The 24230-nt window shown below is 56.9% G+C and carries 23 protein-coding genes and 1 tRNA gene; 1 reads left to right on the top strand and 23 read right to left on the bottom strand.

From position 1 onward, the window contains the following. The first annotated feature begins 61 nt into the window (after window positions 1-61). A tRNA-Ser gene (locus tag H1B31_RS06540) sits at window positions 62-150 on the top strand. A 76-nt stretch (window positions 151-226) separates the two neighbouring features. Here H1B31_RS06540 and H1B31_RS06535 read toward each other — a convergent pair. The 23 genes from H1B31_RS06535 to H1B31_RS06430 form a co-directional block, all read right to left on the bottom strand. Further along, window positions 227-997, bottom strand: coding sequence for a basic amino acid ABC transporter substrate-binding protein (locus H1B31_RS06535; RefSeq protein WP_185979748.1), 771 nt, complete (start codon window positions 995-997; stop codon window positions 227-229). A 97-nt stretch (window positions 998-1094) separates the two neighbouring features. Further along, window positions 1095-1391: a zinc-ribbon domain containing protein gene (locus tag H1B31_RS06530; RefSeq protein WP_037345425.1), complete on the bottom strand. Its 297-nt coding sequence runs from the start codon at window positions 1389-1391 to the stop codon at window positions 1095-1097. Window positions 1392-1612: 221 nt separating this feature from the next. Beyond that, complete coding sequence (locus H1B31_RS06525; protein WP_185979747.1) at window positions 1613-2542, bottom strand: DUF1848 domain-containing protein; 930 nt, start codon at window positions 2540-2542, stop codon at window positions 1613-1615. Window positions 2543-2634: 92 nt separating this feature from the next. Then, a complete protein-coding gene (locus H1B31_RS06520; protein WP_185979746.1) occupies window positions 2635-3921 on the bottom strand; it encodes an ArsB/NhaD family transporter in 1287 nt (428 codons plus the stop codon). Window positions 3922-3953: 32 nt separating this feature from the next. Then, on the bottom strand, window positions 3954-4250 hold the full coding sequence (locus tag H1B31_RS06515; RefSeq protein WP_009439591.1) for a hypothetical protein: 297 nt from the start codon (window positions 4248-4250) through the stop codon (window positions 3954-3956). A 58-nt stretch (window positions 4251-4308) separates the two neighbouring features. After that, on the bottom strand, window positions 4309-5976 hold the full coding sequence (locus H1B31_RS06510) for a glutamine--tRNA ligase/YqeY domain fusion protein (RefSeq protein WP_185979745.1): 1668 nt from the start codon (window positions 5974-5976) through the stop codon (window positions 4309-4311). 30 nt (window positions 5977-6006) lie between these two features. Then, the gene (locus H1B31_RS06505; RefSeq protein ID WP_185979744.1) at window positions 6007-6795 is read right to left on the bottom strand and encodes an HD domain-containing protein; all 789 of its coding nucleotides are present in this window, start codon (window positions 6793-6795) and stop codon (window positions 6007-6009) included. Between the two features lie 82 nt (window positions 6796-6877). After that, complete coding sequence (locus H1B31_RS06500; RefSeq protein WP_185979743.1) at window positions 6878-7858, bottom strand: cell division protein FtsZ; 981 nt, start codon at window positions 7856-7858, stop codon at window positions 6878-6880. A 45-nt stretch (window positions 7859-7903) separates the two neighbouring features. Continuing rightward, a complete protein-coding gene (locus H1B31_RS06495) occupies window positions 7904-8791 on the bottom strand; it encodes a DMT family transporter (RefSeq protein ID WP_185981248.1) in 888 nt (295 codons plus the stop codon). Window positions 8792-8794: 3 nt separating this feature from the next. Then, window positions 8795-9514 (bottom strand): amino acid ABC transporter ATP-binding protein, encoded by a 720-nt coding sequence (locus H1B31_RS06490; protein WP_185979742.1) that lies wholly within the window; start codon window positions 9512-9514, stop codon window positions 8795-8797. Further along, on the bottom strand, window positions 9507-10166 hold the full coding sequence (locus H1B31_RS06485; protein WP_009655492.1) for an amino acid ABC transporter permease: 660 nt from the start codon (window positions 10164-10166) through the stop codon (window positions 9507-9509). The genes H1B31_RS06490 and H1B31_RS06485 overlap by 8 nt, the downstream gene beginning before the upstream one ends. 119 nt (window positions 10167-10285) lie before the next feature. Then, a complete protein-coding gene (locus H1B31_RS06480; RefSeq protein WP_185981247.1) occupies window positions 10286-10774 on the bottom strand; it encodes a GNAT family N-acetyltransferase in 489 nt (162 codons plus the stop codon). A gap of 102 nt (window positions 10775-10876) precedes the next feature. Further along, window positions 10877-11980 (bottom strand): methyl-accepting chemotaxis protein, encoded by a 1104-nt coding sequence (locus tag H1B31_RS06475; protein WP_185979741.1) that lies wholly within the window; start codon window positions 11978-11980, stop codon window positions 10877-10879. Window positions 11981-12147: 167 nt separating this feature from the next. Continuing rightward, window positions 12148-14040 (bottom strand): TonB-dependent receptor plug domain-containing protein, encoded by a 1893-nt coding sequence (locus H1B31_RS06470; protein ID WP_185979740.1) that lies wholly within the window; start codon window positions 14038-14040, stop codon window positions 12148-12150. 82 nt (window positions 14041-14122) lie between these two features. Then, a complete protein-coding gene (locus H1B31_RS06465; protein ID WP_185979739.1) occupies window positions 14123-15091 on the bottom strand; it encodes a TIM barrel protein in 969 nt (322 codons plus the stop codon). Window positions 15092-15134: 43 nt separating this feature from the next. Next, the gene (locus tag H1B31_RS06460; RefSeq protein ID WP_185979738.1) at window positions 15135-17147 is read right to left on the bottom strand and encodes a TonB-dependent receptor plug domain-containing protein; all 2013 of its coding nucleotides are present in this window, start codon (window positions 17145-17147) and stop codon (window positions 15135-15137) included. Window positions 17148-17165: 18 nt separating this feature from the next. Beyond that, window positions 17166-17897, bottom strand: a complete 732-nt coding sequence (locus H1B31_RS06455) for an energy transducer TonB (RefSeq protein WP_185979737.1) — start codon at window positions 17895-17897, stop codon at window positions 17166-17168. Beyond that, complete coding sequence (locus tag H1B31_RS06450) at window positions 17898-18932, bottom strand: FecCD family ABC transporter permease (RefSeq protein ID WP_185979736.1); 1035 nt, start codon at window positions 18930-18932, stop codon at window positions 17898-17900. Continuing rightward, entirely contained in the window at window positions 18929-19771 is an 843-nt protein-coding gene (locus tag H1B31_RS06445) for an ABC transporter ATP-binding protein (protein ID WP_185981246.1), read from the bottom strand. Before H1B31_RS06445 ends, H1B31_RS06450 begins: the two co-directional genes overlap by 4 nt. Window positions 19772-19799: 28 nt before the next feature. Then, window positions 19800-20783, bottom strand: a complete 984-nt coding sequence (locus H1B31_RS06440) for an ABC transporter substrate-binding protein (protein WP_185979735.1) — start codon at window positions 20781-20783, stop codon at window positions 19800-19802. A 62-nt stretch (window positions 20784-20845) separates the two neighbouring features. After that, the gene (locus H1B31_RS11455; protein ID WP_226372161.1) at window positions 20846-22087 is read right to left on the bottom strand and encodes a nitrogenase component 1; all 1242 of its coding nucleotides are present in this window, start codon (window positions 22085-22087) and stop codon (window positions 20846-20848) included. Then, window positions 21969-23420 (bottom strand): nitrogenase component 1, encoded by a 1452-nt coding sequence (locus H1B31_RS06435; RefSeq protein WP_185979734.1) that lies wholly within the window; start codon window positions 23418-23420, stop codon window positions 21969-21971. Before H1B31_RS06435 ends, H1B31_RS11455 begins: the two co-directional genes overlap by 119 nt. After that, the gene (locus H1B31_RS06430) at window positions 23410-24222 is read right to left on the bottom strand and encodes a nucleotide-binding protein (protein ID WP_185979733.1); all 813 of its coding nucleotides are present in this window, start codon (window positions 24220-24222) and stop codon (window positions 23410-23412) included. The genes H1B31_RS06435 and H1B31_RS06430 overlap by 11 nt, the downstream gene beginning before the upstream one ends. Window positions 24223-24230: the final 8 nt, after the last annotated feature.

Genomic DNA, 24230 nt, shown 5'->3' with positions numbered 1-24230 from the left:
CAAAAGCATGCAGCTATTGACAGCGCTCCCTAATTTTTGCTAAAATAAATCCGCTGACTACGGAGAGGTGTCCGAGTGGTTTAAGGAGCCGGTCTTGAAAACCGGTGATGCGGCAACGCACCGTGGGTTCGAATCCCACCCTCTCCGCCATAATTTGGACTCAAAAAAGGATTGCTGTATCAAGTCTTTCGACTCGTGCAGCAATCCCTTTTTCTTTGTTCAGTGCTTACTTACTTGCGCCGAACCACTTCTGGTAGATCTTGTCGTATTCGCCGTTGTCATGCAGCTTCTTGAGCGCCTCGTTGACCTTCTTCTGAAGCTCGGCATTGTCCTTCGCCATCGCGATGCCATAGTCCTCAGCCGAAAGCTTGTCCTCGAGCGACTTCACGCCGACGGCCTGCGTCTGCTTGATGTAGTAGTCGTTGACGGGACGGTCGTTGACAACGGCATCAACACCGCGTGCCTTCAGCTCCATGAAGCAGTCTGCAGGCGTGTTCAGTTCGGTGACGGTGACGCCCTCCATCTCCTTTACCATGTTTGCGCTGGTCGTACCGATCTGGACGGCAACCTTGTGCCCCTTGAGATCCTGGAAGGACTTGATTGCCTCCTCGTCGCTGCGCACAACCATCGTGAGCCCCGACTGATAGTACGGGTCGGAGAAATTCACCTTCTGCTTGCGCTCATCATTGATCGTCATGCCGCTGATGATGACATCAATGTTCTTCGCCTGAAGCGCAGGGATCAGACCATCAAATCCGATGTTCTGGATCTCTGCCTCGCTGCCCATCTCCTTTGCGACCGCACGGATGAGATCCATGTCGAAGCCCTGATACTCCTTCTGTCCCTCATCCTGGAACTCAAACGGAGCAAAGTCAATCGCCGAGCCGACACGAAGCACCTTGGACTCCTGTTTTGCCTGATCGCCGCCGCCGCAGCCAACAAGTACAAGGCTCACAAGAGCGCCGGTCAGGACGAGTGCCAATTTCTTCAGTTTCATAGGAAAGCCTCCTCAAATGAGATAAAATCAAAGGAGGGACGCTGCACCAAATGCAGCAATCCCTCCCTAGAAGGAGGCGGAGCCTCCTCAAAAATCCTTAGAAACGTGCTGCGCGCTTCGAGTTGAAGCAGTCGCGGCAGTAAACCGGACGATCCGTCTTCGGCTCGAACGGAACTTCCGTATCCTTGCCGCACTCGGCGCAGACCACATGGAACATCTGACGCTCGCCGCTGCTGTGCTCATCACGACCGCGACGACGCTTGTCACGGCAGTCACGGCAGCGTGCCGGCTCGTTCTCAAAGCCCTTCTCTGCGTAGAACTCCTGCTCACCGGCGGTGAATACGAAGTTGCTGCCGCATTCCTTGCATACGAGTGTCTTGTCTTCAAATGCCATTCTTCCACAATCTCCCTTGAAAAAAATAGTTAGTCTCTCCATTCGCCGAACTGGGAAAGCGTTCACTGAGATTATGGTACGAGCAAGGATTGTTTACATAAACAATCCTTCACTCGTTCATTGAACGACTATCAGGTCTTGAGGAACGGATTTCAACGCTCTGTATTATACAGATGTTTTTCATAAAGTGCAAGCATTTTTTCTATGCTCCACAATATTGGTCAAAACAGACTCTCCTGAACGTCCAGCCAGCTCACCTGCACCGCATCGTGCACACGGTCGCCCATCTCTGCGTGCCCAATGAGAAAGGGAGATGCAGGATCGTGGCGGCGGCGGTTCCTCTGTACGCGCGTAAAATGCGTATTGGCGTAGCAGTAGCGGCAGAGGTGCGGACAGCTGTCATATGCGCCGATGTCCGCACCGAGGTAGCAGTCGCACTCCTTGCGCTGGCGCACATAGTGCGGGAAGTTCAGCCGTCGCCCAAGCGCCTGCTCGTAGATGCGAGGTGTCATGCAGCCGCCCACGTCTGCGCCGAACTGCGCCAGTCCCGCCCTGCCCCCGCCGCAGGGATAGACAATCATGCCGTACGCGCGTGCCGTCTCGACGATGTATGCGCCGAGTTCCATGCACTCCGCATGCGTCACCTCACGTGACTCGGGGAAGTTGCGCCGCGTCTTCGCGTAGCGCATGAGGAAGCTGATGACGACCATCTCCGTCGCCCCGCTCAATTCTTCTGCCATTGCAGCAAACATTCTTTTGTGAAAATCAATCGTATGGCACTCGTCAATCAGGATCGGATCGTACCGCCAGCCAACGGCACATACACCGACAATGTCGGAGAGCTGACGGAAGGCACGTGCAACATCCTGCCATGCGGGCACATGCGGCTCGATCTCCCTGCCGTAGGGCGTGATCGTGACGTACCAGAACTGACCGTAGGGTGCGAGGAGATCCATATGCGGCAGCATCGGCGCGGGATTCTTCGTACAGAAGGCGATGAGATCGACGACGGCGGGGTCGAGGCGGTAGCGCGTCACCTGCGCAGGGTCGTAAGGATTGCGCACGCAGACTTCGCCCGCGCGCAGGCGATTCACAAACCACGGCACATAGAACGCGGGAATATCCGTGCGCATGCCCGTATGCAGTATCATCGTCACCCCCCCTTTCTCATAGAATAGCACAAACGCACGCAAAAATAAATCCCCGACCGCCGCAACGGTCGGGGATTTATCGTCATATTCGCTCAGAGATAGCGAATCACAACGTAGATGTTAGAGACGATGATGGTGAAGATCATGACGGGGAACGCGACCTTCATAAAGCCGAGGAAGGAGATCGGGCGACCGCGCTGCGCCGACATGGAGGCAACGACGACGTTCGCGCTCGCGCCGATGAGCGTACCGTTTCCGCCGAGGCACGCACCGAGCGCGAGCGACCACCAGAGCGGATCGAGGTTCGTGAGTCCCATCTGTCCCATATCCTGAATAAGCGGGATGAGCGTTGCAACAAACGGGATGTTGTCAATGAATGCCGATGCAATCGCGCTCATCCAAAGGATGAGGATTGCAGTCGCCTCGACATCGCCGCCCGTCGCATGAATGGCCTCGGCGGCGAGCATACGGATGACGCCTGTCTCGACGAGGGCGCCGACGAGGATGAAGAGTCCGCCAAAGAAGAAGATTGCCGGCCACTCGATCTTCGAGAGCACCTTGACAATCTTCTCCTCGTCCTCCGTCGCCGTGATCAGCAGGAGAAGCCCTGCGCCCGAGAGCGCAACGGTTGCGGACTCAAGCCCGAGGCTGCCGTGCAGGACAAAGAAGGTAATCGTGAGGAAGATGACCGCGAGGCACTTCTTCAGCAGCGCATGATCTGTGATCTGCGCATCAGCAGGCAGACGCATGATCTTATCCTGCAGCTCCGGCTGCGTGTGCAGTCCCTTGTGATAGATGCCGATAAGTATGAATTGCACCAAGATAAAGATAATTATCGAGATGAAGGTCAGATTTTCCACAAACGCCATGAAGTCGAGTCCGACGGCGCTACCGATCATGATGTTCGGCGGGTCACCGATGAGGGTCGCCGTACCGCCGATATTCGAAGCCAGTATCTGCGAGATGAGGTACGGCATGACATCGACCTTGAGCTGCGAGGTGATGCTGAAGGTGATGGGTACGGTCAGCAGAACCGTTGTGACGTTGTCGAGGAGAGCCGAGCAGACCATTGTGATCGTCGAGAGGACGACGAGGAGCGCAATCGGCCGAGCCTTTACCTTCTGCGCCGCCCAGATGGCGAGGAAGTTAAACAGCCCTGTCTCGCTCGTGATGTTCACAATAATCATCATGCCCATGAGCAGCCCGAGCGTGTTGAAGTCAATATGGTGGACTGCGGTCTCCTGATCGATGATGCCAAAGAGTATCATGAGCATTGCGCCGAACAGTCCGACGATGGTGCGATGCACCTTTTCGGAGATGATGAGCGCGTATGCGACGACGAAGATGACAATCGCCACAATCGTTGCATTTTCCATCATTACACATCCTTCTTCTCATTACGAGAAATCCATCACGTCGCCGTGATGATTACCTGCCGGCCCTTGTGCTGAATCTTGAGTCTGTACTGCTGCACGCCTTCCTGCGCGAGCGAGAGTTTCAGCTCCAAGAGCGCAAGGCCGAGTTCGTCAACCTGCGCAGAGGTCAGCCCCGCGCGGGCAAGATCAGCAGGAGGTTCCTGCGCCGCTTCCACGCGGGCGCGTTCCTCTGCCTGCCGCTCCTTTCTCAGCAAGACCTCGGAGAGCGTTTCCTCCTCCTCAAAGCCCTGCATCATGTCTTTGTCGGATCTGTTCTTCGGTATCTTTGCCACGGCAAACCTCCTTATGCTGCCGCTTGTGCGGCGTATACGCACGCCCTCGAAAAAGGACTTACTTCACCTTGCTCCATGAGTCCTTCAGACCGACGATGCGATTGAACACTATATGATCCGGCGTGGTGTCCGGGTCAACGACGAAATAGCCGACGCGCAGGAACTGGTAGTGCGCCCCCGCCGCCGTGAGATGGAGGCTTGGCTCCACCTTTGCGTCCGTCAGAATCTCAAGCGAACGCGGATTGAGCGCATCGATGAAATTCTCCGGCTCCTCCTCGCCCTCGGGGATATCGCACAGGAGGCTCTCGTATAGGCGTACCTCCGCCGTGAGTGCGTGATCTGCCGCAACCCACTGGATCGTACCCTTCACCTTGCGGTTCGCCGCAGCACCGCCGCTCCGCGTCTCGGGGTCATATGTACAGCGCAGCTCTGTGATCTCTCCCGCAGCATTCTTTATAACTTCCTCACATTTGATGATGTAAGCATGTTTGAGACGCACCTCGCCGCCCGGCTTCAGACGGAAGAACTTCTTCGGTGCATCCTCCATGAAGTCCTCGCGGTCGATATAGAGCTCACGCGCAAACGGCACATAATGCTGTCCGCCGTGGGTCGGGCTGTTTTCGGCGAGCAGATACTCCGTCTCACCCTCGGGATAGTTGGTGATGACCAGCTTCAGTGGGCGCAGCACCGCCATCACGCGCGGCGCGTTGCGGTTCAGCTCGTCACGGACACTGTGCTCAAGCATGGCACTGTCCACCGTGCTGTTGCTCTTGGCGACGCCGATCTCCTCGCAGAACGCACGCACTGCCGCAGGCGGATAGCCGCGGCGGCGCATCCCCGAGATGGTCGGCATACGTGGATCGTCCCAGCCGCGCACATGTCCCTCCTCGACGAGCTGGCGCAGCTTGCGCTTGCTCGTGATCGCCCCCGAGAGGTTGAGACGTGCAAACTCGATCTGACGCGGACGCTCACCCGCAGGAAAGCCGAGTACCTCGAGCAGCCAGTCATAGAACGGACGGTGCTCCTCGAACTCAAGCGTGCAGAGCGAGTGCGTAATGCCCTCGATTGCATCCGAGATCGGATGCGCAAAATCATACATCGGGTAGATGCACCACGCATCCCCCGTCCGATGATGCGGCACATGGGCGATACGATAGATCACCGTGTCGCGCATCACGAGATTCGGCGATGCCATGTCAATTTTTGCCCGCAGGACACGCGCACCGTCGAGGAACTCACCTGCACGCATACGCGTGAAGAGATCGAGATTTTCCTCCACGGAGCGGTTGCGGTACGGACTCTCCACACCTGCCTCAGTCAGCGTTCCGCGATGGGCGCGGATCTCATCCGCCGAGAGGTCGTCCACATAGGCAAGCCCCTTCTTTATCAATGTTACTGCATATTCATACATCTGCTCGAAGTAATCCGATGCGTAGAAACAGCGGTCGTCCCACGAGAAGCCGAGCCAGCGAATATCCTCCTGAATGGAGTCCACATACTCGACATCCTCCTTCGTCGGATTTGTGTCGTCAAAGCGCAGATTGCAGAGGCCACGGTAGTCCTCGGCAACGCCGAAGTTGAGACAGATGGACTTCGCGTGCCCGACGTGCAGGTAGCCGTTCGGCTCGGGCGGGAAGCGCGTGTGAATCCCTTCCGCGTGCCGTCCCGCACGCAGATCCTCGTCGATGATATTTCGGATAAAATTCGATGTCTTTACGTCCGCCATGTCCCTATCCCTCGATCCGTATAATTCCAATCAATCGTTCTGTGCACAGAGCCGTTCGATATAGGCGCGCAAACGCGCGACACCCTCGGCAATTCCATCCTGCGCCGGAAGGCTCTCAATAAAGGCGTCCACATAGCCGCGTTCCACAATACGGCGTAGCGTCCACATGAAATTGATGTCATAGATCCACATGAGCCGCACAATCTTACGGTCACCGTGCGTACGCAGACGATAGTAATCCGCCTGTCGTCCCGCCGCGAAGTCCGCCACAAATTCGGGGCTGACCTCCTGCGCCGCATCCGACGGTACAAAGTTCGGTGCTTTCTCCGCCCCATCGGGTGCGAGGAACGGCAGCAGCACGCGGTAGATGTCGAGCTTATCCGCGTCGCGGATAAGCTTCGCGAAAAACAGCTTTCGGTCATCGTCCGTCGGCGCAATTTCCTTCTTGTTATGGTGCTTGATGGCAAAGCGCACAACATCGGCATCCGCAGGCGTGAGCCGCTCCAAAAAGTCGACTTCCTCCGCGAGCACCTTCAGCCCGAGCTCCGCATGATCCTCCGACACCGCATCGTTGAACGTCTGATAGAGGGCATACTGTCGAAACCGCCCCACATCGTGAAAGAGGCCGATGATCTCGGCAAGTGCCGTGTCATGCGCGTTGCATCCGAGATGCTTCGCAAGCGCACGCGCATTCGTCGTGACATAGCCCGTATGAATCTCTTTGAGGCGAATCCCGAGCATGACGTCGGGGTCATCTGTACGGAAGGAACGCATATAATCGTTCATCCATGCATGCATTTCATGTAGGAGTTCGTTCATCTGCGTTCCTCCTTTCACATACTATCGTCTTCATACGCCTTGTTCATCCTGCCTCGGCAAGACCCCCGCAGGAGGCTGCGCATCACCCCTGCGATGCGGGCACATAGCTGTCGTCAAAATCCGTTGCGATGAGTGTCGCCTGCACAGAGCCCGCCATCTTCTCCTGTACCACGAGTCCAACGATAACGTTGACCTCGGGATGTGCCGTTTTATGGATGTAGTGCACCGCCTCATCGACGTCACGCAGATTCATCGTAGGATCGCCCGTGAGGTTCAGCACGACACCGCGCGCGCCTGTCACATCGCGGTCGATCAGCGGGCTTTCGATTGCCTTGCGCACCGCCTTCTGCGGAGTTTCGTCCACGCCAATGGCGAGCAGCGCGTCACTGGACGGGCTCTGACGGAAGATCGTCGTCACATCGGAGAAGTCCACGTTGATGATGCCCGTGGTGAGAATCAGCTCCGCCACGCATCCCACCGTCTGTCGCAGCACCTCATCCGCGAGGGAGAAGGCGTCGACGAAGGACAGATTACGGTCGGGTGCGATCTTGAGCAAGTTATCGTTGCGTATTGTAATAAAGGCATCCGTATATCCCTGCATTTGCGCAATGCCTGCCTGCGCTGTCTGTATCTTGCGTGCCATCTCAAAGTGGAACGGCATCGTCACCACGCCAATGGAGAGAATACCCATATCACGCGCAATCTCTGCAACAACAGGTGCAGCGCCCGTGCCGAAACCTCCGCCCATCGTCGCCGTGATGATGACGAGATCCGAGCCCTCCAGCATGGCACGAATTGCCTTCTCCTCCATGCGCGCCGCCTGCTCTGCAATCTCGACCCTGCCGCCCGTGCCGCGGCCGTTCGTCAGCTTCTCACCGACGGGCAGCACTGTGATCCCCTGTTTGTGCAGGGTATTCAGCTGGCGCATATCGGAGTTGATTCCGACAAGCGTGATATCGAGATCGTATTTCTCGCGCACACAGCGCACGATATTGTTGCCGCCGCCCCCAACGCCGACCACCTTGATCGTGATTTTCGGTTTGATAATTTCAGCTGCTGGCATGGAAAACTCCTTATCGAAGTACCAACACATAAATCTTCTGAAAAGCTACTGCCCCGACCGAAATTTTGTACGTTCCGACATCTGCGTCATCAGGGCACCGCCGAGGAGGAGCACGCAGCCCAGCATCTGAACGCCGCTCATCGTCTCCCCGAGGACAATCCACCCCGCCACGGCGGCAAACACTGCCTCTGTCGACATAAGGATCGCAGCCTGCGTCGGCTCTACATACGCCTGTCCGAGGATCTGGCAGGTGTATGCGACGCCGCAGGAGAGAATGCCCGCGTAGAGAATCGGTACAGACGCATGCCATACATCCGCCCACGCAAAGCTCTCATAGATCGCGGCGAGAACAGCACTGCCAAGCGTGCAGACAATCATCTCCACAAAGCACAGCTCGATGGCGTCCACCGTCCGCGCAAAGCGGTCGATGAGCAGAATCTGCGCCATCCAAAAGAAGGAGCAGATCAATACGAGCAGATCGCCCGTATTGATCGTCATCTCTCCATGTGCAGAGAGGAAGTAGACACCCGCAAAGGCAAGGAATGCACCGCACCATTGGAGCACGCGAACGCGCTGTCCAAGCAGGACGGCAGCGAGCGGAACAAGCACGATATAGAGCGTCGTGATGAACGCCGTCTTTCCCGCTGTCGTATAGAGGAGCGCGACCTGCTGCAGGGTCACGCCAACGAACATCGCAAGCCCGACGGGAAGCCCCGCACGAAAGCCCGAGCGGAATGTCCCCGCGCGCCGCTGATCGGCGCGCTTGCCGCGATAGGCATACCAGAGCGCCCACATGAAGAGCGTGCCAAGTGCAAAGCGGCATGCCGCATAGGTATATGGGCCAAGACCCTCCATACCGAGAATCTGGGCGACAAAGGTCGTGCCCCAAAAAAACGATGCTGCCAGCAGCATCAAAGTCCCGCGAAGGTGCATCAATCAAAGCACCTTCGACAGGAAGCTGCGCGTACGCTCCTCCTTCGGATGTTCAAACACCTCGCGCGGCACGCCTGACTCGATGATGCGTCCCTCATCGACAAAGAGCAGACGGTCGCCTACCTCACGGGCAAAGCCCATCTCGTGTGTGACAATGACCATCGTCATGCCATCATTTGCGAGTGCTCGCATGACATCCAGCACCTCACCGACCATCTCCGGATCGAGTGCCGAGGTTGGCTCGTCAAAGAGCATGACCTTCGGGTGCATAGCAAGCGCACGCGCGATTGCTACACGCTGCTGCTGCCCGCCCGAGAGATTATCGGGGTAGGCATCCGCCTTTTCCGCAAGTCCCACACGCATGAGCAGTTCACGCGCCGTCTTCTCCGCCACATCGCGGGCGACGTGCTTCACCTTCATCGGTGCGAGCATGATATTCTCGAGCACCGTCATATGAGGAAAGAGGTTGAACCGCTGGAAGACCATGCCGACCTCTTCGCGCACCTTGTTGATATTTGCCTCACTTGAGAGCGTAATGCCGTCGACGACGACCTCGCCCGCCGTCGGCTCCTCAAGATGATTCATGCAGCGCAGGAGTGTGCTCTTGCCCGAGCCAGAGGGACCGATAATAACGACAACTTCTTTTTCCGCAATGGAGAGGTCGATGCCCTTCAGCACCTCATCGGCACCGAACGCCTTGCGCAGACCTTTAATTTCAATCATGAACGCGATACCTCCGCTCCAGATATGCGACAAAGCGCGAGATTGTCAGCGTCATCACGAGATAGATGACGGCGACGCTCATCCAGATTTCAAACGAGCCGTACGTCTTTGCGATGATGAGCTGCCCGCGGCGCGTCAGCTCCTCGAAGCCGATGACCGAGACCAGGGACGAATCCTTGAGCATGGCGATGAACTCGTTGCCAAGCGGCGGAATGACGCGCTTGAACGCCTGCGGTACAATGATGTAGCGCATGGTCTGCAGCCACGTCATGCCGAGCGAACGCCCCGCCTCCATCTGTCCATCGTCAACCGACTGGATGCCCGCGCGAAAGATCTCCGCCACGTACGCGCCGGAGTTGATGCCGCAGGCCGAGATTGCCGCGATGAACGGATCGATGCGCTGTCCCGTGATGACAGGCAGCGCGAAGTAGAACAGAAAGATCTGCACGAGCAGCGGCGTCCCGCGGAAGAACTCTACATAGACCTCCGCAAGCATGCGCAGCACGCGCAGATTCGAGATGCGCGCCACCCCCACGATCAGACCGATCACAAAGCCTATTGCCGTCGACAGCACCGTGATCTGTATCGTGACCCCCGCGCCGATGAGCAGCAACGGGAATGAGTTGACGACGAGATTCATATCAAAAGTCATAAGTCCATCCATTCTCCCCGTAAGAATTTATGATTATCTTGCATAAATAGCCGTTCTTCATATTATATTTCAATCACAGAGCGCTGTCAATAAATTCAGGCTCTTTGTCATCCGCTATATTATTTTAGTTCACATTCCCAAACCTCATGATACATCTCTCTGCTGGTATCCCACTCATTATAGAGTTCGCTCTCCACCAAATGAAAGCCAAACTTGGCATAGAGATGACGTGCCGGTTTCAAAATATCAAGCGTACCCAAGAAGAGATGAGCATATCCCTTTTCTCTGCAAAAATGGATTGCCTCTGTCAGCAGCTTGTTCCCGAGCCCCTGCCCCTGCACATCCATATCCACACCGAACCAGCGCAGCTGCGCCCTGTCCACACCCTTTTTGATGACGGCAATATCGCCGACAATCTTCCCATCCAATTCGGCAATCCACATTTGATTCCCTTCTAAATCATCATAGATTTCCGCCATACCGCGCAGCATCTCCTGCTCGTATAAACCGTTGAACTGATATTGCCGCTCATACAGCTTGTATTGAAAATAGCAAATTTTGCTCGGATCTCCCGCCTGATACGTACGCAATAAAATCTCCTGCTTCATCATCCCAACTCCCATTCCAATTCAAAAATGAATGAAATTGCCCCCATAAGCTGGTTTTTATAACCGACTTATGGGGGGCAATATACAAATCAATCAAAGCGATTACAGCTTCTTCGACAGCTCTTCGATGTTATCGGACATCGCCTTTGCCTCCTCGACCGAGGCGCTGATCTCCTTCATATTCGCCGCCTGATTCTCGATCAGACCGTTGATCGACTTGATGCGCTCTGCAATGTGCGTCGAGGCCTTCTCCATCGAACCGAGTGCCTCGAGGATCTTGCTCGCAGCATCGCGGCTGCTGTCGGCGAGCTTGCCGACCTCCTCCGCGACGACAGAGAATCCACGCCCCGCCTCGCCCGCACGCGCCGCCTCGATGGAGGCGTTCAGTGCGAGGAGATTCGTCTGCTTCGAGATCGTCATGACAAGCTCGGACATCTTGAGCGTGTTCTCCGTCTGGCTGCGTGTATCCTCCGCCGCCTGCGTGATCTCCTCCTGCACATTTGCGATCTCAACCGTACGCTCCGTCGTCTGGCTCACACTCGTCGTGATTGCGTCGATCGACTCGTACAGGCTGCTCAGCATCGTCTCGAGTTCCCCGTAGAACTTTTCCTTGCGCTGCGCATTCACCTCGAGCTCTTCCTTGTTTTTCTTATCCGCATCGATATCGACAAATACGCCGATGATCTCCTCGGGATGTCCGCTCTTGTCACGCACGACATTGCCGGACGCATGGAACCAACGGTAGCTGCCGTCGTGCACCTTCAGGCGATAGTCCACATCGTACGGCGTGTGCCCGCTGAGATCCTTGATGCATGCCGTGAAGGAGCTGAACGTCCCCTCCACATCATCCGGATGGAGGCGCGAGCTCCACGACTCGATCGTATTTGGGAAGTCGGACTCCCCACGGAAACCAACCATGCGGCGGAACTCATCCGACCAGATCGCATACGCGATGCTGAAGTCCGGATTGATCTTCATATACCACATGCCGGATTTGACGGCCTCATTGACCGTACGCAGACGGAAGCGCTGATACTCGAGCTCCTCGTTCACGCAGTCGATCAGAGCATTCAGCTCAGCTGCATACGGCTCGCTGCCACGCAGTTTCGCAAAGAGCTCATTCTTCTCATGTCCTGCAACGATCTCCTGAATCGTGCTGGACACATCCTGTGCGCCTTCTGCACCGCCCATATTCTTGTCAAGCATTGCATTCCCTCCAAGTAAACTAACTCCCAATATTGGCTTTATTGTACCATATCAGGACACATATGCAAGCGCGACTTGAGAATTTATTGCATTTTATATTGAACGAGAAAGGACAGCCACATCAATTTACATGCAGCTGCCCTCATTTTGTAAGTTTCGACGGATAATTAGAAGCTCTGCTCAACGCCGATCATGAAGTTGCGGCCAGGCGCCGTCCACCACTGTTCGGGGGCTCCGTATTTCACATTGGAATGCTCGGCATAGAACTGGTTGAAGATATTGTTCGCTTTGAGATAAATCTTTGTCGCGTCAGCAACCTGATAGTTCATTGCAAGATCGACAACCCAATAGTTATTGGTCGGGAATGCACCGCTCACAGGACCCGGGCGTCCGATAATGCCGCGGACAAGGAGCGAGGAATCGAAATCCCGGTTGCGGTAATCCACACCGATATTCCACTGATCCTCTGGCAAATATCCGTCATTATTCTTCATCCCTGTTCCCACCGCATCAACATGGGTCTTGGTATAACCAATTCGTGCACGTACATGGGAATCTATTTTTTTCACAAGTTGGAGTGACCATCCATGTGCGTCCTCATCCCCAACATTCCGATACTGTCCAGTCCATCCTCCGAGGTTTACCCACCTTATGCAGTCCTCTGAATGGCGTTTGAAATAACTTGCAGTTATACTCAGCCCCCTTCCAAAGTCCCGTGCAATTCCAATTTCCTTTGTGTTGCCGACCTCCGGTTTAAGGTTTGGGTTGGCTCCCCACAATCCGTAAAGTTTTCCGGGAGTCGGGGGCAGGAAATAAGCACTATAAGAAGCATAAGCATGCGTCATCGGATCAATGTCGTAACCGAGACTGACACTCGGGCTATTGTGACTACCGAATGCAGAATTGCTGTCATGTCGAATGCCTGCCGTAAGCTTCAGCGAAGGTATTATCTGCCACTGGTCTTGCAGGTAAACTGAGCGATTTATAAGTGTTCGACCATCTGGGGCAACCGCACCTCCTGACTCAGCGGTGACTTTATCTTTTGTAAAGTCAAGTCCCACTGTCAGTAGATGGTCACCAATTTTTTTATCAAACTGATCGCTGAACTTCCAACTCTCATCTTCTGCCCTATTATGCTCTGTAATAAGACGATATTCATAACTCGTACGAGACACACTCATCTGATTATTCGTAGTGTCATTAACTTGCACATTCCAAATCAAATTGGTATCGGCATAATCCGTATCGCCATATTTCAGGGATTCCCATAGCCCCTGGTATTGGCTGTTATCCTTATAGGTGCGGAAATTCAAGCCAAGATAGGACGCCTTGCTCAACTGTTTGCCAACATGTGCGCTAACGGAGTCCGCATCCAGTTTTGACGGGGTCTTATTCCCGTGCGCATCCTTGAAGTCCCCGCTTTTGTCTTTCTGGTACTTAACGCGCCAATCCCATCCAGACTCAGCACCTTCGCTAGTGATGCTGTAAAGCTGACGACCATAGCTGCCATAGCCGACGCCAAGTGTCGTCTTCATCCCCTGCGCCTTCTTCGTGATGATATTAATGACACCGCCCTTTGCATCCGACCCGTAGAGCGTTGACGCCGAGCCATGCAGCACCTCGATGCGATCAATCCCCCCGAGATCCTTCATTATTGATGAAAGAGCTGTCGCAGTGCTTCCAAGCGGGTCACCTACATAATTTTGCCGAACCCCATCGATCAGAAGAACAACATCCTTCGAACCATTAATAAATATTGTACTACTGTTATTATATCCCGCCGGAGCATACTGGTTGACCGTGACGCCCGGTACATCGCGCAGAGCCTGTGTCAGATCGGTATAGTGACGGCGCTCAATATCCTTTCCGGTAATCACCGTAATATTTGCATTCGCCTTCAGTTCTTTGTTAGGCGTTCGCGTTGCCGTGACGACGGTCTCTCCGAGCGAATGCTCATCTGCACTGAGATCCTGATCTGCGGCGTACGTTTGTCCCCACCCCACGGACAATGTGCCAAGGGTGAGCGCCGCTGTTACAGCCAAACGGATACTCTTTTTCATCTTGAACTCCTCCTAAAGTTTCGTCCTACTACGAATCCATTCTTATGTCACTGTCGGCATGGACTCCAACAGACAAAAGCATTTACAAATACCCCAAGGCAAAACGCTGTGTGCGCATTTTCTGATCCAAGTCCACGCGCGAGTGCTGCAAAAACTCGTGGACGAGATAGTCCGGCTGAACTGTGTCCAAAATCCACCGTGCCGCCTCTGTCCGAAATGGCTCATGCCGATCCACGTGCAGGACATAGTCCATCCCCTCTCTCCAGCTAAGGGAGCGATGCGTGCCTTGATGGCGGCGCATCATCTCGCGTGTATACACGCCGGAGAGTGATTGGTGCAGATGAACGCCATAGATGCGCCTGCCCACCTCGCCGAGTTCACGATAGACCTTCAGCACATAGGCAGCCCCCTCCGCCTCGCTCTTCAGATTGAGGTTTGTGTTCATCAGATGCCCCGTATCCAGCATAAAGCCCGTATCGGCATAGTTCACCTGCTCGAGCAGCAACGCAGCAAGATACGGCTGACGGAAGGTCAGTCCCGGCCACCATAGATTTTCAAAGAGGAGTCTGCATCCCTGCGGGATTTCGATGGCAATCTCGTTGACAAGTTCAATCGTCGCACGAATGACATCCTCATCCGACGCAGAAAACGTCCGCGTATACATCTCGGACGTGCGATTGTGGGCAACGTGGAAGACGACATAATGCGGCGTACATTCTGCCGCCTGCCGCAGATTTTCCTTCCACGCCTCCACCCAATCGGCAACATGCAGAGAGCCATAACAGGCGCGGATATTCTCCTCGCTACCGAACTCCTCCAAGAGCGCCGCGCGATCCCCGCGCCAAAAATCCAGCCACGACGGCCAGAACAGGAGATGCACGCCCTTGATGAGATCCTCGGGGTACATCTTGCGATCCCACGCTCCGCAACGCATAAACTCGATGCCGTCCAGCCCATGTTCGCGCAGGATGGACGGAAGCGACTCCGCATTATTTTGAAGCAGGTTCTCCACATCACAGTCTGCGTTGGAGAGATTTATCAATTCAAGCACGGCGTTCCGCCTCCGAAAACATTTTAGCCGTATTTCGACCGCCTCAGAACCGATAGGTATAGCTCAGGAGATAGTTGATCGGCGCTGTATAGTACTCCGTTCCCGCATGCGATGTGATGTCATCGCGATCCAGTACATTGTCAATTCGCAGGCTGATCTCACTGTTCTCATCGGGCGCGTAAGTCGTATTCCACGTGGTGAGCAGATAGGGTTTCGTGCGGTATGCCGGTTCTGAGGACGGCTGCTGCACACGCCCGCCCAGATAGGATGCCGTGAGAGAAGATGACCACTTATCCTTTTGATAGCGTACGCCACCCGTGAGCTGAATCTTTCCAAAGGTGCGCTCCCAACCGAGTGACTGTTTCTTGGCACTTGTACTCCTCGTCTGCGGATTCTGCCATGTCACGCCCCAGTTGTAGGAGAAGCCGTGTAATCCCTGTATCTCTCCCAAGAGTTCCAGTCCCGTATTGCGGAAGTCCTCATTCGTATATTGATACATGGCGCGCCTCGATGTCATCTTTGCCGTGATGTTGTCCCTGACGCGCATATGGAAGAGCGATGCCTTCCACATGTGTCCGCCGTGATACTTCTTCCACCCAATTTCATAGTTGATTCCCTTCTGCGGGCGCAGATCGGGCGCTGCCTGCTGTCGACCGTTGTCATTGTACATCTGCGCAAAGGTCGGCATAACAAAGGACTGACTGATGTTCAGATAGACGCTGCTCTCCTGATCGAGCTTGTGCAGCCACTGCGCCGAGGCACTGAGGTTGTTGTAGTTCTGGCGGCGCATCGCCCCCGTCGTCCACGTCTCACGCAGACCAAAGATACCAGTGTTCCGCTCGTCAAACTGCTGCTCCCACTGTCCAAAGAGTGCCCAATTATTGCGCGTATATCGTTCATTCCTCGTGCTTGCAGGCGTCGGCAAAGCCGCATACATTTCGTGTTCGAGCCGCATTCCCACAATGGCGTTCGCCTTTGACCCAAGCTGCCACGTACGCTGGACATCTGCACCATATGCCGCATTCTTCTCGCGCGTATGGTATGGGCTATTCGGTGTCCGCGCTCCTGTATTCCCATTGAAATGAACGAGACCCTCATATTCGAGCGTCCCCGTATTGAAGTAAAGGCTGCCCTTCCAGTCCGTGTCATGGTAATTCAGCTGAGTGATATACTGCTTTGTCTCATACTTGCGCCGATTATACTGCTCCCCAGCACGAATATGCTGAGCCGCAGTGGCAGTATGCGTATTGTCCACCGACGTGATATAGCGGCTGTATGTCCCCTCTGTTTCGTAGTACCCAAGCTGGAAATCCAGACGGGGATTGATATGATAGGTCATCCCCGTGTTTCGCTTGATAATGTCGTTGATATCCGTCCGCGTGGTTCCATAGAAGCTGCTCTGCCTATATTCTGTGTCGCTGATGCCGTCCCTCTGCCCCCATTTATCGTAATTGTAGTAGAAGCCGAAACGCTCGTCGCCGACGCTCGCACCGTAACTGCGTTGACCATAATTCCCAAAGCCGACGTGCACCTCATTCGTGCTCGTCTTCTTTGTAATGATGTTGACAACGCCGCTGACCGCCTCGCTGCCATAGAGGACGGCACCGCTCCCCTTCACGACCTCGATGCGCTCGATGCTGCTTGCAGGAAATTGGTCGAGATTGTATTTCCCACGCCATGCAATCGGATTCCCGTTCATGAGCACGAGGACGCTGCCCTTCATGCCGCGCACATTCAGCTCATTGGTCATCGTCGCCATTGCTGCCCCATTCGGTCCAAAGGAGTTATACACAAAGCCGTCAGCCTTTGCGAGTGCATCCGCCGCCGTCGCTGCACCGCTCGCCTTGATCTCCTCTGCCGTGATGACCGTGGTCGCGGCGGGCACATCGACATCACGCTTCTCCGTGCGCGTTGCCGTCACAACAACCTCACCGAGGTCGTAGGTCTGCATCGTGTCATCTGCGGCTTCGCTCACTGCGTCCGCTGCATAGACCTCGCCTGTCATCGCAGAGAGTGCGACTGCTGCCGCAAGCCATTTTTTAGCCCATATTTTCATGAAATCATCCCCAAAAAATTAATTCAACTGAAAATGGAAGGTCTTTGTCCAAACACCTCGCCGCCCGTTATCCCCTGGATTAAATTGGAATCGCCATCCTGCGGCAACAGCCGCTCTGTCCATTGCACGGAAGCCCGACGACGAGAGAACAGAGACATCCTCGACAGAGCCGTCCGCCGCCACGAGGATCTTGATCGTGACCGCCCCCTCGACATCATCGTCAATCAGCTCCTGTGGATACTCCGGCCGTGCCTCTGCGCGCAGACTCGCCTCGACGCGTTCTCTCGGCGGAGCGGCACCGAGCCCGGAGGCGCCCCCACCGTCTCCGCCTGTACCTGCACCGGAGGCACTGCCTGCACCGGCATAGGAAGTGCTGCCGCCGCCATTGCTTTCCGCTGCTGCCTGACCGGTGGATGCACCCGTCACTCTGCTCTGCACGGCACGCGATGCGTTTTGCACAGGACGCTGCTCCTGCCGTTCCTCCTGCACGACAGTTTTATCCTGTAAGACGATGTCATCGGGGAAGCTCACAGCAGGTGCGGCAGGCACAAGATCATCACCCGCCGAACCGCCCGCATCTCCGCCCCCATCATAGAAGAAAACGTCGATCGGCGGACGATGCACAGTGGTTGGCTCTGCGGCAGAGAATAGCCCCATTGCCGCCGCAATCAGGAAGAGGATGAAATGCAGCCCGAGGGAAAGTCCGAACGCCTTCCTCTGCCCGTCGTTTTCGATCATATTCTCTTCCATTTACATCGCCGCCTTCATGTGCCTGCGCAAGAGATACAGGAAGTAGGGTGTGCCGATGAATGCGGTCATAATGCCGACGCGGATCTCCATGCCGGGGAGCAGAATGCGCCCGAGAGAATCACAGAGCACGAGGAAGACCGCTCCCGCCAAGAGGCTCGCAGGAAGCAACCTCCGATGATCGGGGCCGATGACGAGCCGCATCATATGCGGTACGACGAGTCCCACAAAGCCGATGTTGCCGCTGATGCAGACCCCCGCTGCCGTTGTGAGTGAAGCAAGTACAAGGAAGAGCAGGCGGAATGCAGTCACAGGCATCCCTGCCGCGCGTGCCTCCACCTCACCAAACGCAAGCATATTGAGATGCCGCGCGAGGAGTATCATGATGGAGGCACCGATGCCGATCGGCCCGATGCCGAGTAGCACGTGATCCCAGCGGCGGTAGTCAAGGCCGCCGATCGTCCAGAAGAGATACTGCTGCATCTTCTGCTCGTTCATCACCGTGAGGATGGCCGCCGTACACGCGGCGAGAAACATGCCCACAACAACGCCCGAGAGCAGGAGTGTCATGACGGGAATGCGCCCGTGCCGCATCGACAGGGATACAGTAAGACTCACTGCAAGCATGGAGCCCGCAAAGGCAAAGGCGGGCAGAGAGAGCACGCTGCCCGCCGTCACCCCGATGCCGATCGCGAGCACGGCTCCGACCGAGGCACCGCTCGACACGCCGATGATGCCGGGATCGGCAAGCGGGTTGCTGAAGATGCCCTGCAGGACAGCGCCCGAGACACCAAGCCCCGCGCCGACCATCATGCCGACGAGCGTGCGCGGCAGACGGATGTGCCAGAGCACCGCCTCCTGCTCGGGTGTTACAACGACATCTGTGAGGATCGGCAGCCCTGCCGCATGAGCAAAGGAGGCGATGACCGCCTCCATCGGGATGTCATACTGCCCCGAACTCATGGAGAGCACGACAGCAAAGAGGAGTGTGCCGACAAGCGTGCAGAGAAAGAGCCGTGTACCGTAGATTCGTTTCACCGCAACGCCCCCCTCTCATCTGCAGATCCAAGAATCACGGAGAGCAGCTGAGCTTTCTCCGCCCCGCCCTCCTCTGCCTCCGTATAGACTTCTGCGTGATGCGTCACGGGATTCTCCACCACGCGCACGGGTGCACCATACGCGCGGGTCAGGAGCGCATCCGTCAGCACCTCCTGCGGAATGCCGTCCGCAAGAAGCGTGCCGCGTCCGATGAGGAGAAGCCGTGAGCAGAAGCGTGCCGCAAGACTCAGCTCATGCGCAACGAGCAGGATAGTCTTGCCCGCTGCACAGAGCTCGCGGCAGAACCAAAAGATCTCCTCCTGATAGATGATGTCCAACCCCGTCGCCGGCTCATCGAGAAAGAGCACTGGCGTCTGCTGGGCAAGCACCTTTGCGAGCAGAACGCGCTGACGCTGTCCCCCCGACATGGCGTGCAGAGGCTTTTCCGCAAGCTCCAGGACGCCTGTATATGCCATGCATGCCTCGGCAATCGCAAGATCGTCTGCCTTTTCCTGCCGCCACCACGAGAGATATGGATAGCGCCCCGCGAGCACGATGTCGCGCGCCGTATAGTCAAACGTCATCTCCACATGCTGCTGCAAATATGCCGCACGGCGTGCAAATGCCTTTGCTTCGAGTACTTCGATATCCTCGCCCATGAGTGCGGCAGAACCGGAGAGCTTTGGGAGGATGCCGCGCAATGTCTTGAGCAGGGTGCTCTTGCCCGCGCCGTTCGGCCCGATCAGTCCGACCATCTCACCTGCGCGCACGGTGAACGATACATCTGCGAGGATGACGTTCCTGTTGTAGCCCGCATAGAGTGCTTCCGCGCGGATCATTTCACTCAAATGGAACCTCCCCTCTTCATCACTCGACTGCCGAAAGATGCTCGTGCTCGGACTGCTTAAATGCATCGCCGTAGACACGGTAGGCAATCTCTTGAACACCGAAGGCAAAATCCTGTGAGCAGTTGTAGATATATCCCTCGAACGGCTCGGCGAACGCCTTCGTGCGGATTGCCTTCATCGTCTGCAGGGACGGATCGTCCAGATACTCCCTGCGGAATTTTTGCACATCGTAGTTGCCGTGGTCGTTGTACGTCGGCAAAAAGAGAATGTCGGGATCGATCTGCACGAGCTGCTCCTTCGTCATCACCTGAAAATCACGGATACCGAGCTCCGCACGTCCATTGATGACACCTGCATAGCGGCATGCCTCGTCGAAACTGCTGCCAAGCCCACCGTAGCCGCTCATGAGCGAGATGAGGACGACGGTCTTGCGCTCCGTCTGCGGAATCTGTGCAACCTTGTCCTGAATCTCCGCGAGCTTTGCATCCATCATGGAGAGCAGCTTCTGCCCGCGCTCCGGTTCCCCTGCCGCCGCTGCGAGGAGCGTGACTGTCTCGCGAATCTCCGTGAGATTCCGGGCGCCCTTGCAGACGACAACCTTCAGCCCCGCCTCGCGCAGAGACGGCACCATCGTGAGGTCGCCCCAGTCCGGAACGACGACGAGGTCGGGCTGCAGCGCTATGATCTCCTCCACGGTTGGGTTTCCGATGCGCTGCGGGATTGCCTTGACGAGCCCCGTCACATTCGAGCTCACGGGGTCATCAAGCAGCGTATTGACCGCCGCCATGCGCTCCGGCTCGACGAGCCCGAGCATCGTTTCGTCCGTGCTCATCGAGAGCGTGATGATACGCTTCGGCGGCGCAGGGAAGGCGACTTCGGTGCCCTCGATGTCCGTGACCGTGTACGCCGCAGTTTTTTCCTCTGCGGCATTCGGTACGCCGCAGGCGGTGAGGACGGCGCAGAGCACGCAGAGGAAAAGCAGGGCAATTCTTTTCTGAATCACGAGCGTTCTTCCTTTCCATTAATCATCTTTGAATTATATCACAAAATGATTGATGACGAACTCTATGAAAGCAAGATTTTTCGACGCAGAATATTTCCGTTCCACAGCTGCTCCTCGATATGACGTGCGCCGCGCAGTCCCATGAAGGGACTGTCTGTCAGACGCAGGAAGTCCTGCGCGGGATAGGCAACGGGCAGATACTGAGCGTGCTGCGGATGGATGTGCGCGGACTCGTTGCTGCTGCCGAGTAGGAGCCCGTTCTCCATCTCGCCGAGCAGCTGCTGTATGCGCAGGGCATCCGTCTCGCCCAGAATTTCATCCGCGATACGGGCGACATCCTCTGCGCGCTCCGCTTCTGCCGCAACGGCAAGATGGCAGACGTCTGCCCACTCCGTACGCAATGCCTGCGCCAGCCCCCATGCCATGGAGTCGGGCGCACGTACGACAGCCGTGTCATAGCGGAGCTCTCCCCAGAGCATCTTGCACTCATTGATGCGCAGGAAATCCTCGCGCGTGACGCGGTCAATCTCTGTCTCCGCCGCCTCGGCGTGCGGTGACGGCAACACATCTGCAATCTCCTGCATCCAGTGCCGCGTGCCCGCACGCCCATAGGGCGGGAACGGCGCAATCCACGGCATACCGTACATCTCTTCGAGCAGCTGCGCGCTGCCGCGCCCCAGTTCTGCGTGCACAACGATGTTCAGTGCCGCCTGTGTCAGATGCGGAAAGTCTTCCGCACTCATATCGTTGCCGAGAACAGCATTCACCGTATAGCCTGCGATTTGAAGGAGCCGCACAAGCTCACGCGCGTCATTCGCGCCGTTGTAATAGGCATCCGTCATCCCGATCAGATTGACTGCATGAGACTGTGCCGCAGTACGCTCCAAAGGAACCGTCTGAAGCGCCGCACGCGCCGCCTTATCCCAGCCGTCGGCAAAGCTCCCTGCAAGTCCGCTGCTGTCGAGCGCGACAACGGGACAGGCGAGCCCCGCCCCGCGCGCAATCGCCGCGATGTCGTCGCCAATCAGCCCCGCCGCACAGCTGCTCACAATCGCAAGCAGGGCGGGCGGCTGCTCCACATACGGTGCAAGCGCTTCCTGCAGATACTCCTCCGCACCGAATACAATCGCGTCGTTGTCGAGCTGCGTGCAGACCATGCGATGCGAGATCGTACTCTGACTGTGCTCAATGTGCCGCATGGCAAAGTAATAGCACCAGAGGGGACCGTTGACCACAATGACGGCATCTCGGATCCCCGCGAAGAACGCCGACGCACCCGCGAGCGCACAGGTGTCGGTATACATGCAGACATCGTCGAAGGATTTTTCCCGCTCCCCCATAGATCAGCCCTCCCCTGCTCTCGTGTCGGTGCAGTATCTGCCGCATATCGTCCAGCAGCCGCCGCTCCATCGACCAGCCGACCGATGGCAGGAGCGCGAGGAAGAGCTGGCGCAGCTTTGCATCGACGAGCTCATGCGTCGTGAGGACAAAGTCCACACTGTGCAGTAATTCCTCTGCCGCAGCATCTCCCTCGTGATGGATGGGGACATCTGTCCGGCGGTGCAGTTCCTCCTCCATCACTTCACGTCGCGCAGGTAGAAAGCAGTCGAGCAGGACGATGCCGGACAAAATGATACCAACCTTCTTCAATAGACGCAGGACAATCTCCGGCTGGAACCATGAGAGGTCGCGTCCGATGGCAAGCGCACATCTGCGCCCCGCAAGCTCCGTGCGTACCTTTTCCACGGCGGCGGCAAAGGCTTCCTCCTCCGCTGCGATGGCATGTTCCGCTTCTTCCTCACGGTGACAGAGCAGACCGACACGCCGCAGCCAGAGCTTCGTCTCCTCCGCCCCGACCGCATAGATATCGGCGAGATACGGCGTGCCGAAGCGCTCCTTCATGTGCGCGGCGAGTGCGATCAGCTGCGCCTGTTTCTCGTCGTCCATACGCCGCCCAAGCAGGATGACGAGCCCCGCCTCCGGCACCGCCTGCATCTCATCGAGGCTGAGGTAGGACGGGAACTGTGCCGTAACACGCAGAGAGAGGAGGGAGAGCAGACGCCGCAGCTCGCGCACATATGCTCCATGCATGCCGCCGCAGTCACCAAGCAGGACAACCGTGCCCTCCCTGCGCTCGGCGGGCTGCATGAAACGGTCGACAAGCGCCCTCGCGGCATCGAGATAGCCCGCATAGTACTCGCCGTCGAGAAATCCATGCGCCGACACCGCCGTGATGGGCAGACCGAGCTCCGCCTCCATCTCCTCGGCAATCGCCTTTGTGTCATCGCCGATCACGCCGCTGACGCAGGAGTTTGCAATAAATACGGCCTGCGGATGGTATTTGTCCACGGCAAAGCGGATGCATTCGCGCAGCCGCTCCTCCCCGCCGAAGATCGCCTCACTCTCCCCAAGCCCGCTCGTCAGGAGCGGCACGGGCGAAAGCCGCACGGATGTCCCCGCCGCAGTCAGGCGGTGAAAGCTGCTCACGTCCATGCCGTGCGCGATGTGCGCGCACGGACGCGGACTGTGAAAGATGACGACGGCGCCGCGCACAAAGGACAGCGCACGCCAAACGCCCGGCATGCTGCAGCTGCAGTTTGTGCGGCGTATGCCGACGCGCTTAACCTCAATTCCCATAGCGCTCCACCAGCTCCTCGAGCTCCTCGAACTCCATCGGCGTCGGCACGGTCAGCATCTCGTTCGTATCGATTGCCTGTGCGAGCGCAACGTAGTGCTGCGCCTGCTCCGACTCCGGCGCGTAGGCGATGAGCGTCTGCCGATGAATCTCCGCCTCGTGCACGCTGCGCGAACGCGGAATGTAGGCGATGAGCTGCGTGCCAATGCGATCAGCAAAGGCGGCGAGGAGTTCCTGCTCGCGCAGTACGTCCCGCCCGTTGCCGATGATCCCGCCAAGCTTCACCGCACCGCGCGCGGCAAAGCGCTGCACGCCCTTTGCGATATTGTTCGCTGCATAGAGCGACATGAGCTCACCCGATGAGACAATGTAGATCTCTGCGGCATAGCCCTCGCGTATGGGCACGGCAAAACCGCCGCAGACCACGTCGCCGAGCACGTCGTAGAGCACGACGTCGAGATCGTCAAAGGCGTGCAGTGCCTTCAGCCGCTCGAGCGAGACGATGATGCCGCGCCCCGCGCAGCCGACGCCGGGGTCGGGGCCGCCCGCCTCGATACAGCGCACGCCGTTCCATCCCTCGTGCACGAGGTCGTCCAAGGTAAGCCCCGCCCCCTTTTTCTCGCGCTCAAGGTCAAGGATCGTGGAGGGCGCAATGCGCCCGAGCAGGAGGCGCGTCGAGTCGTTCTTCGGATCGCAGCCGATCTGACAGACTCGCCGCCCCATGCGCGAGAATGCGGCGGACACATTCGCCGCCGTGGTGGACTTGCCGATGCCGCCCTTGCCGTAGAACGCAATTTTCTTCATTGTACCAC

This window comes from Selenomonas timonae (assembly GCF_014250475.1).
Taxonomy (GTDB): domain Bacteria; phylum Bacillota; class Negativicutes; order Selenomonadales; family Selenomonadaceae; genus Centipeda; species Centipeda timonae.
This window is presented reverse-complemented; position numbering and strand designations above follow the sequence as displayed.

Coding starts and splice junctions, on each gene's coding strand:
- H1B31_RS06535 (WP_185979748.1), bottom strand. CDS start 997: ATGAAACTGAAGAAATTGGCACTCGTCCTGACCGGCGCTCTTGTGAGC.
- H1B31_RS06530 (WP_037345425.1), bottom strand. CDS start 1,391: ATGGCATTTGAAGACAAGACACTCGTATGCAAGGAATGCGGCAGCAAC.
- H1B31_RS06525 (WP_185979747.1), bottom strand. CDS start 2,542: ATGATACTGCATACGGGCATGCGCACGGATATTCCCGCGTTCTATGTG.
- H1B31_RS06520 (WP_185979746.1), bottom strand. CDS start 3,921: ATGATGGAAAATGCAACGATTGTGGCGATTGTCATCTTCGTCGTCGCA.
- H1B31_RS06510 (WP_185979745.1), bottom strand. CDS start 5,976: ATGGCGGACGTAAAGACATCGAATTTTATCCGAAATATCATCGACGAG.
- H1B31_RS06505 (WP_185979744.1), bottom strand. CDS start 6,795: ATGAACGAACTCCTACATGAAATGCATGCATGGATGAACGATTATATG.
- H1B31_RS06500 (WP_185979743.1), bottom strand. CDS start 7,858: ATGCCAGCAGCTGAAATTATCAAACCGAAAATCACGATCAAGGTGGTC.
- H1B31_RS06495 (WP_185981248.1), bottom strand. CDS start 8,791: ATGCACCTTCGCGGGACTTTGATGCTGCTGGCAGCATCGTTTTTTTGG.
- H1B31_RS06490 (WP_185979742.1), bottom strand. CDS start 9,514: ATGATTGAAATTAAAGGTCTGCGCAAGGCGTTCGGTGCCGATGAGGTG.
- H1B31_RS06485 (WP_009655492.1), bottom strand. CDS start 10,166: ATGACTTTTGATATGAATCTCGTCGTCAACTCATTCCCGTTGCTGCTC.
- H1B31_RS06480 (WP_185981247.1), bottom strand. CDS start 10,774: ATGAAGCAGGAGATTTTATTGCGTACGTATCAGGCGGGAGATCCGAGC.
- H1B31_RS06475 (WP_185979741.1), bottom strand. CDS start 11,980: ATGCTTGACAAGAATATGGGCGGTGCAGAAGGCGCACAGGATGTGTCC.
- H1B31_RS06470 (WP_185979740.1), bottom strand. CDS start 14,040: ATGAAAAAGAGTATCCGTTTGGCTGTAACAGCGGCGCTCACCCTTGGC.
- H1B31_RS06460 (WP_185979738.1), bottom strand. CDS start 17,147: ATGAAAATATGGGCTAAAAAATGGCTTGCGGCAGCAGTCGCACTCTCT.
- H1B31_RS06455 (WP_185979737.1), bottom strand. CDS start 17,897: ATGGAAGAGAATATGATCGAAAACGACGGGCAGAGGAAGGCGTTCGGA.
- H1B31_RS06445 (WP_185981246.1), bottom strand. CDS start 19,771: ATGATCCGCGCGGAAGCACTCTATGCGGGCTACAACAGGAACGTCATC.
- H1B31_RS11455 (WP_226372161.1), bottom strand. CDS start 22,087: ATGTATACCGACACCTGTGCGCTCGCGGGTGCGTCGGCGTTCTTCGCG.
- H1B31_RS06435 (WP_185979734.1), bottom strand. CDS start 23,420: ATGGGAATTGAGGTTAAGCGCGTCGGCATACGCCGCACAAACTGCAGC.
- H1B31_RS06430 (WP_185979733.1), bottom strand. CDS start 24,222: ATGAAGAAAATTGCGTTCTACGGCAAGGGCGGCATCGGCAAGTCCACC.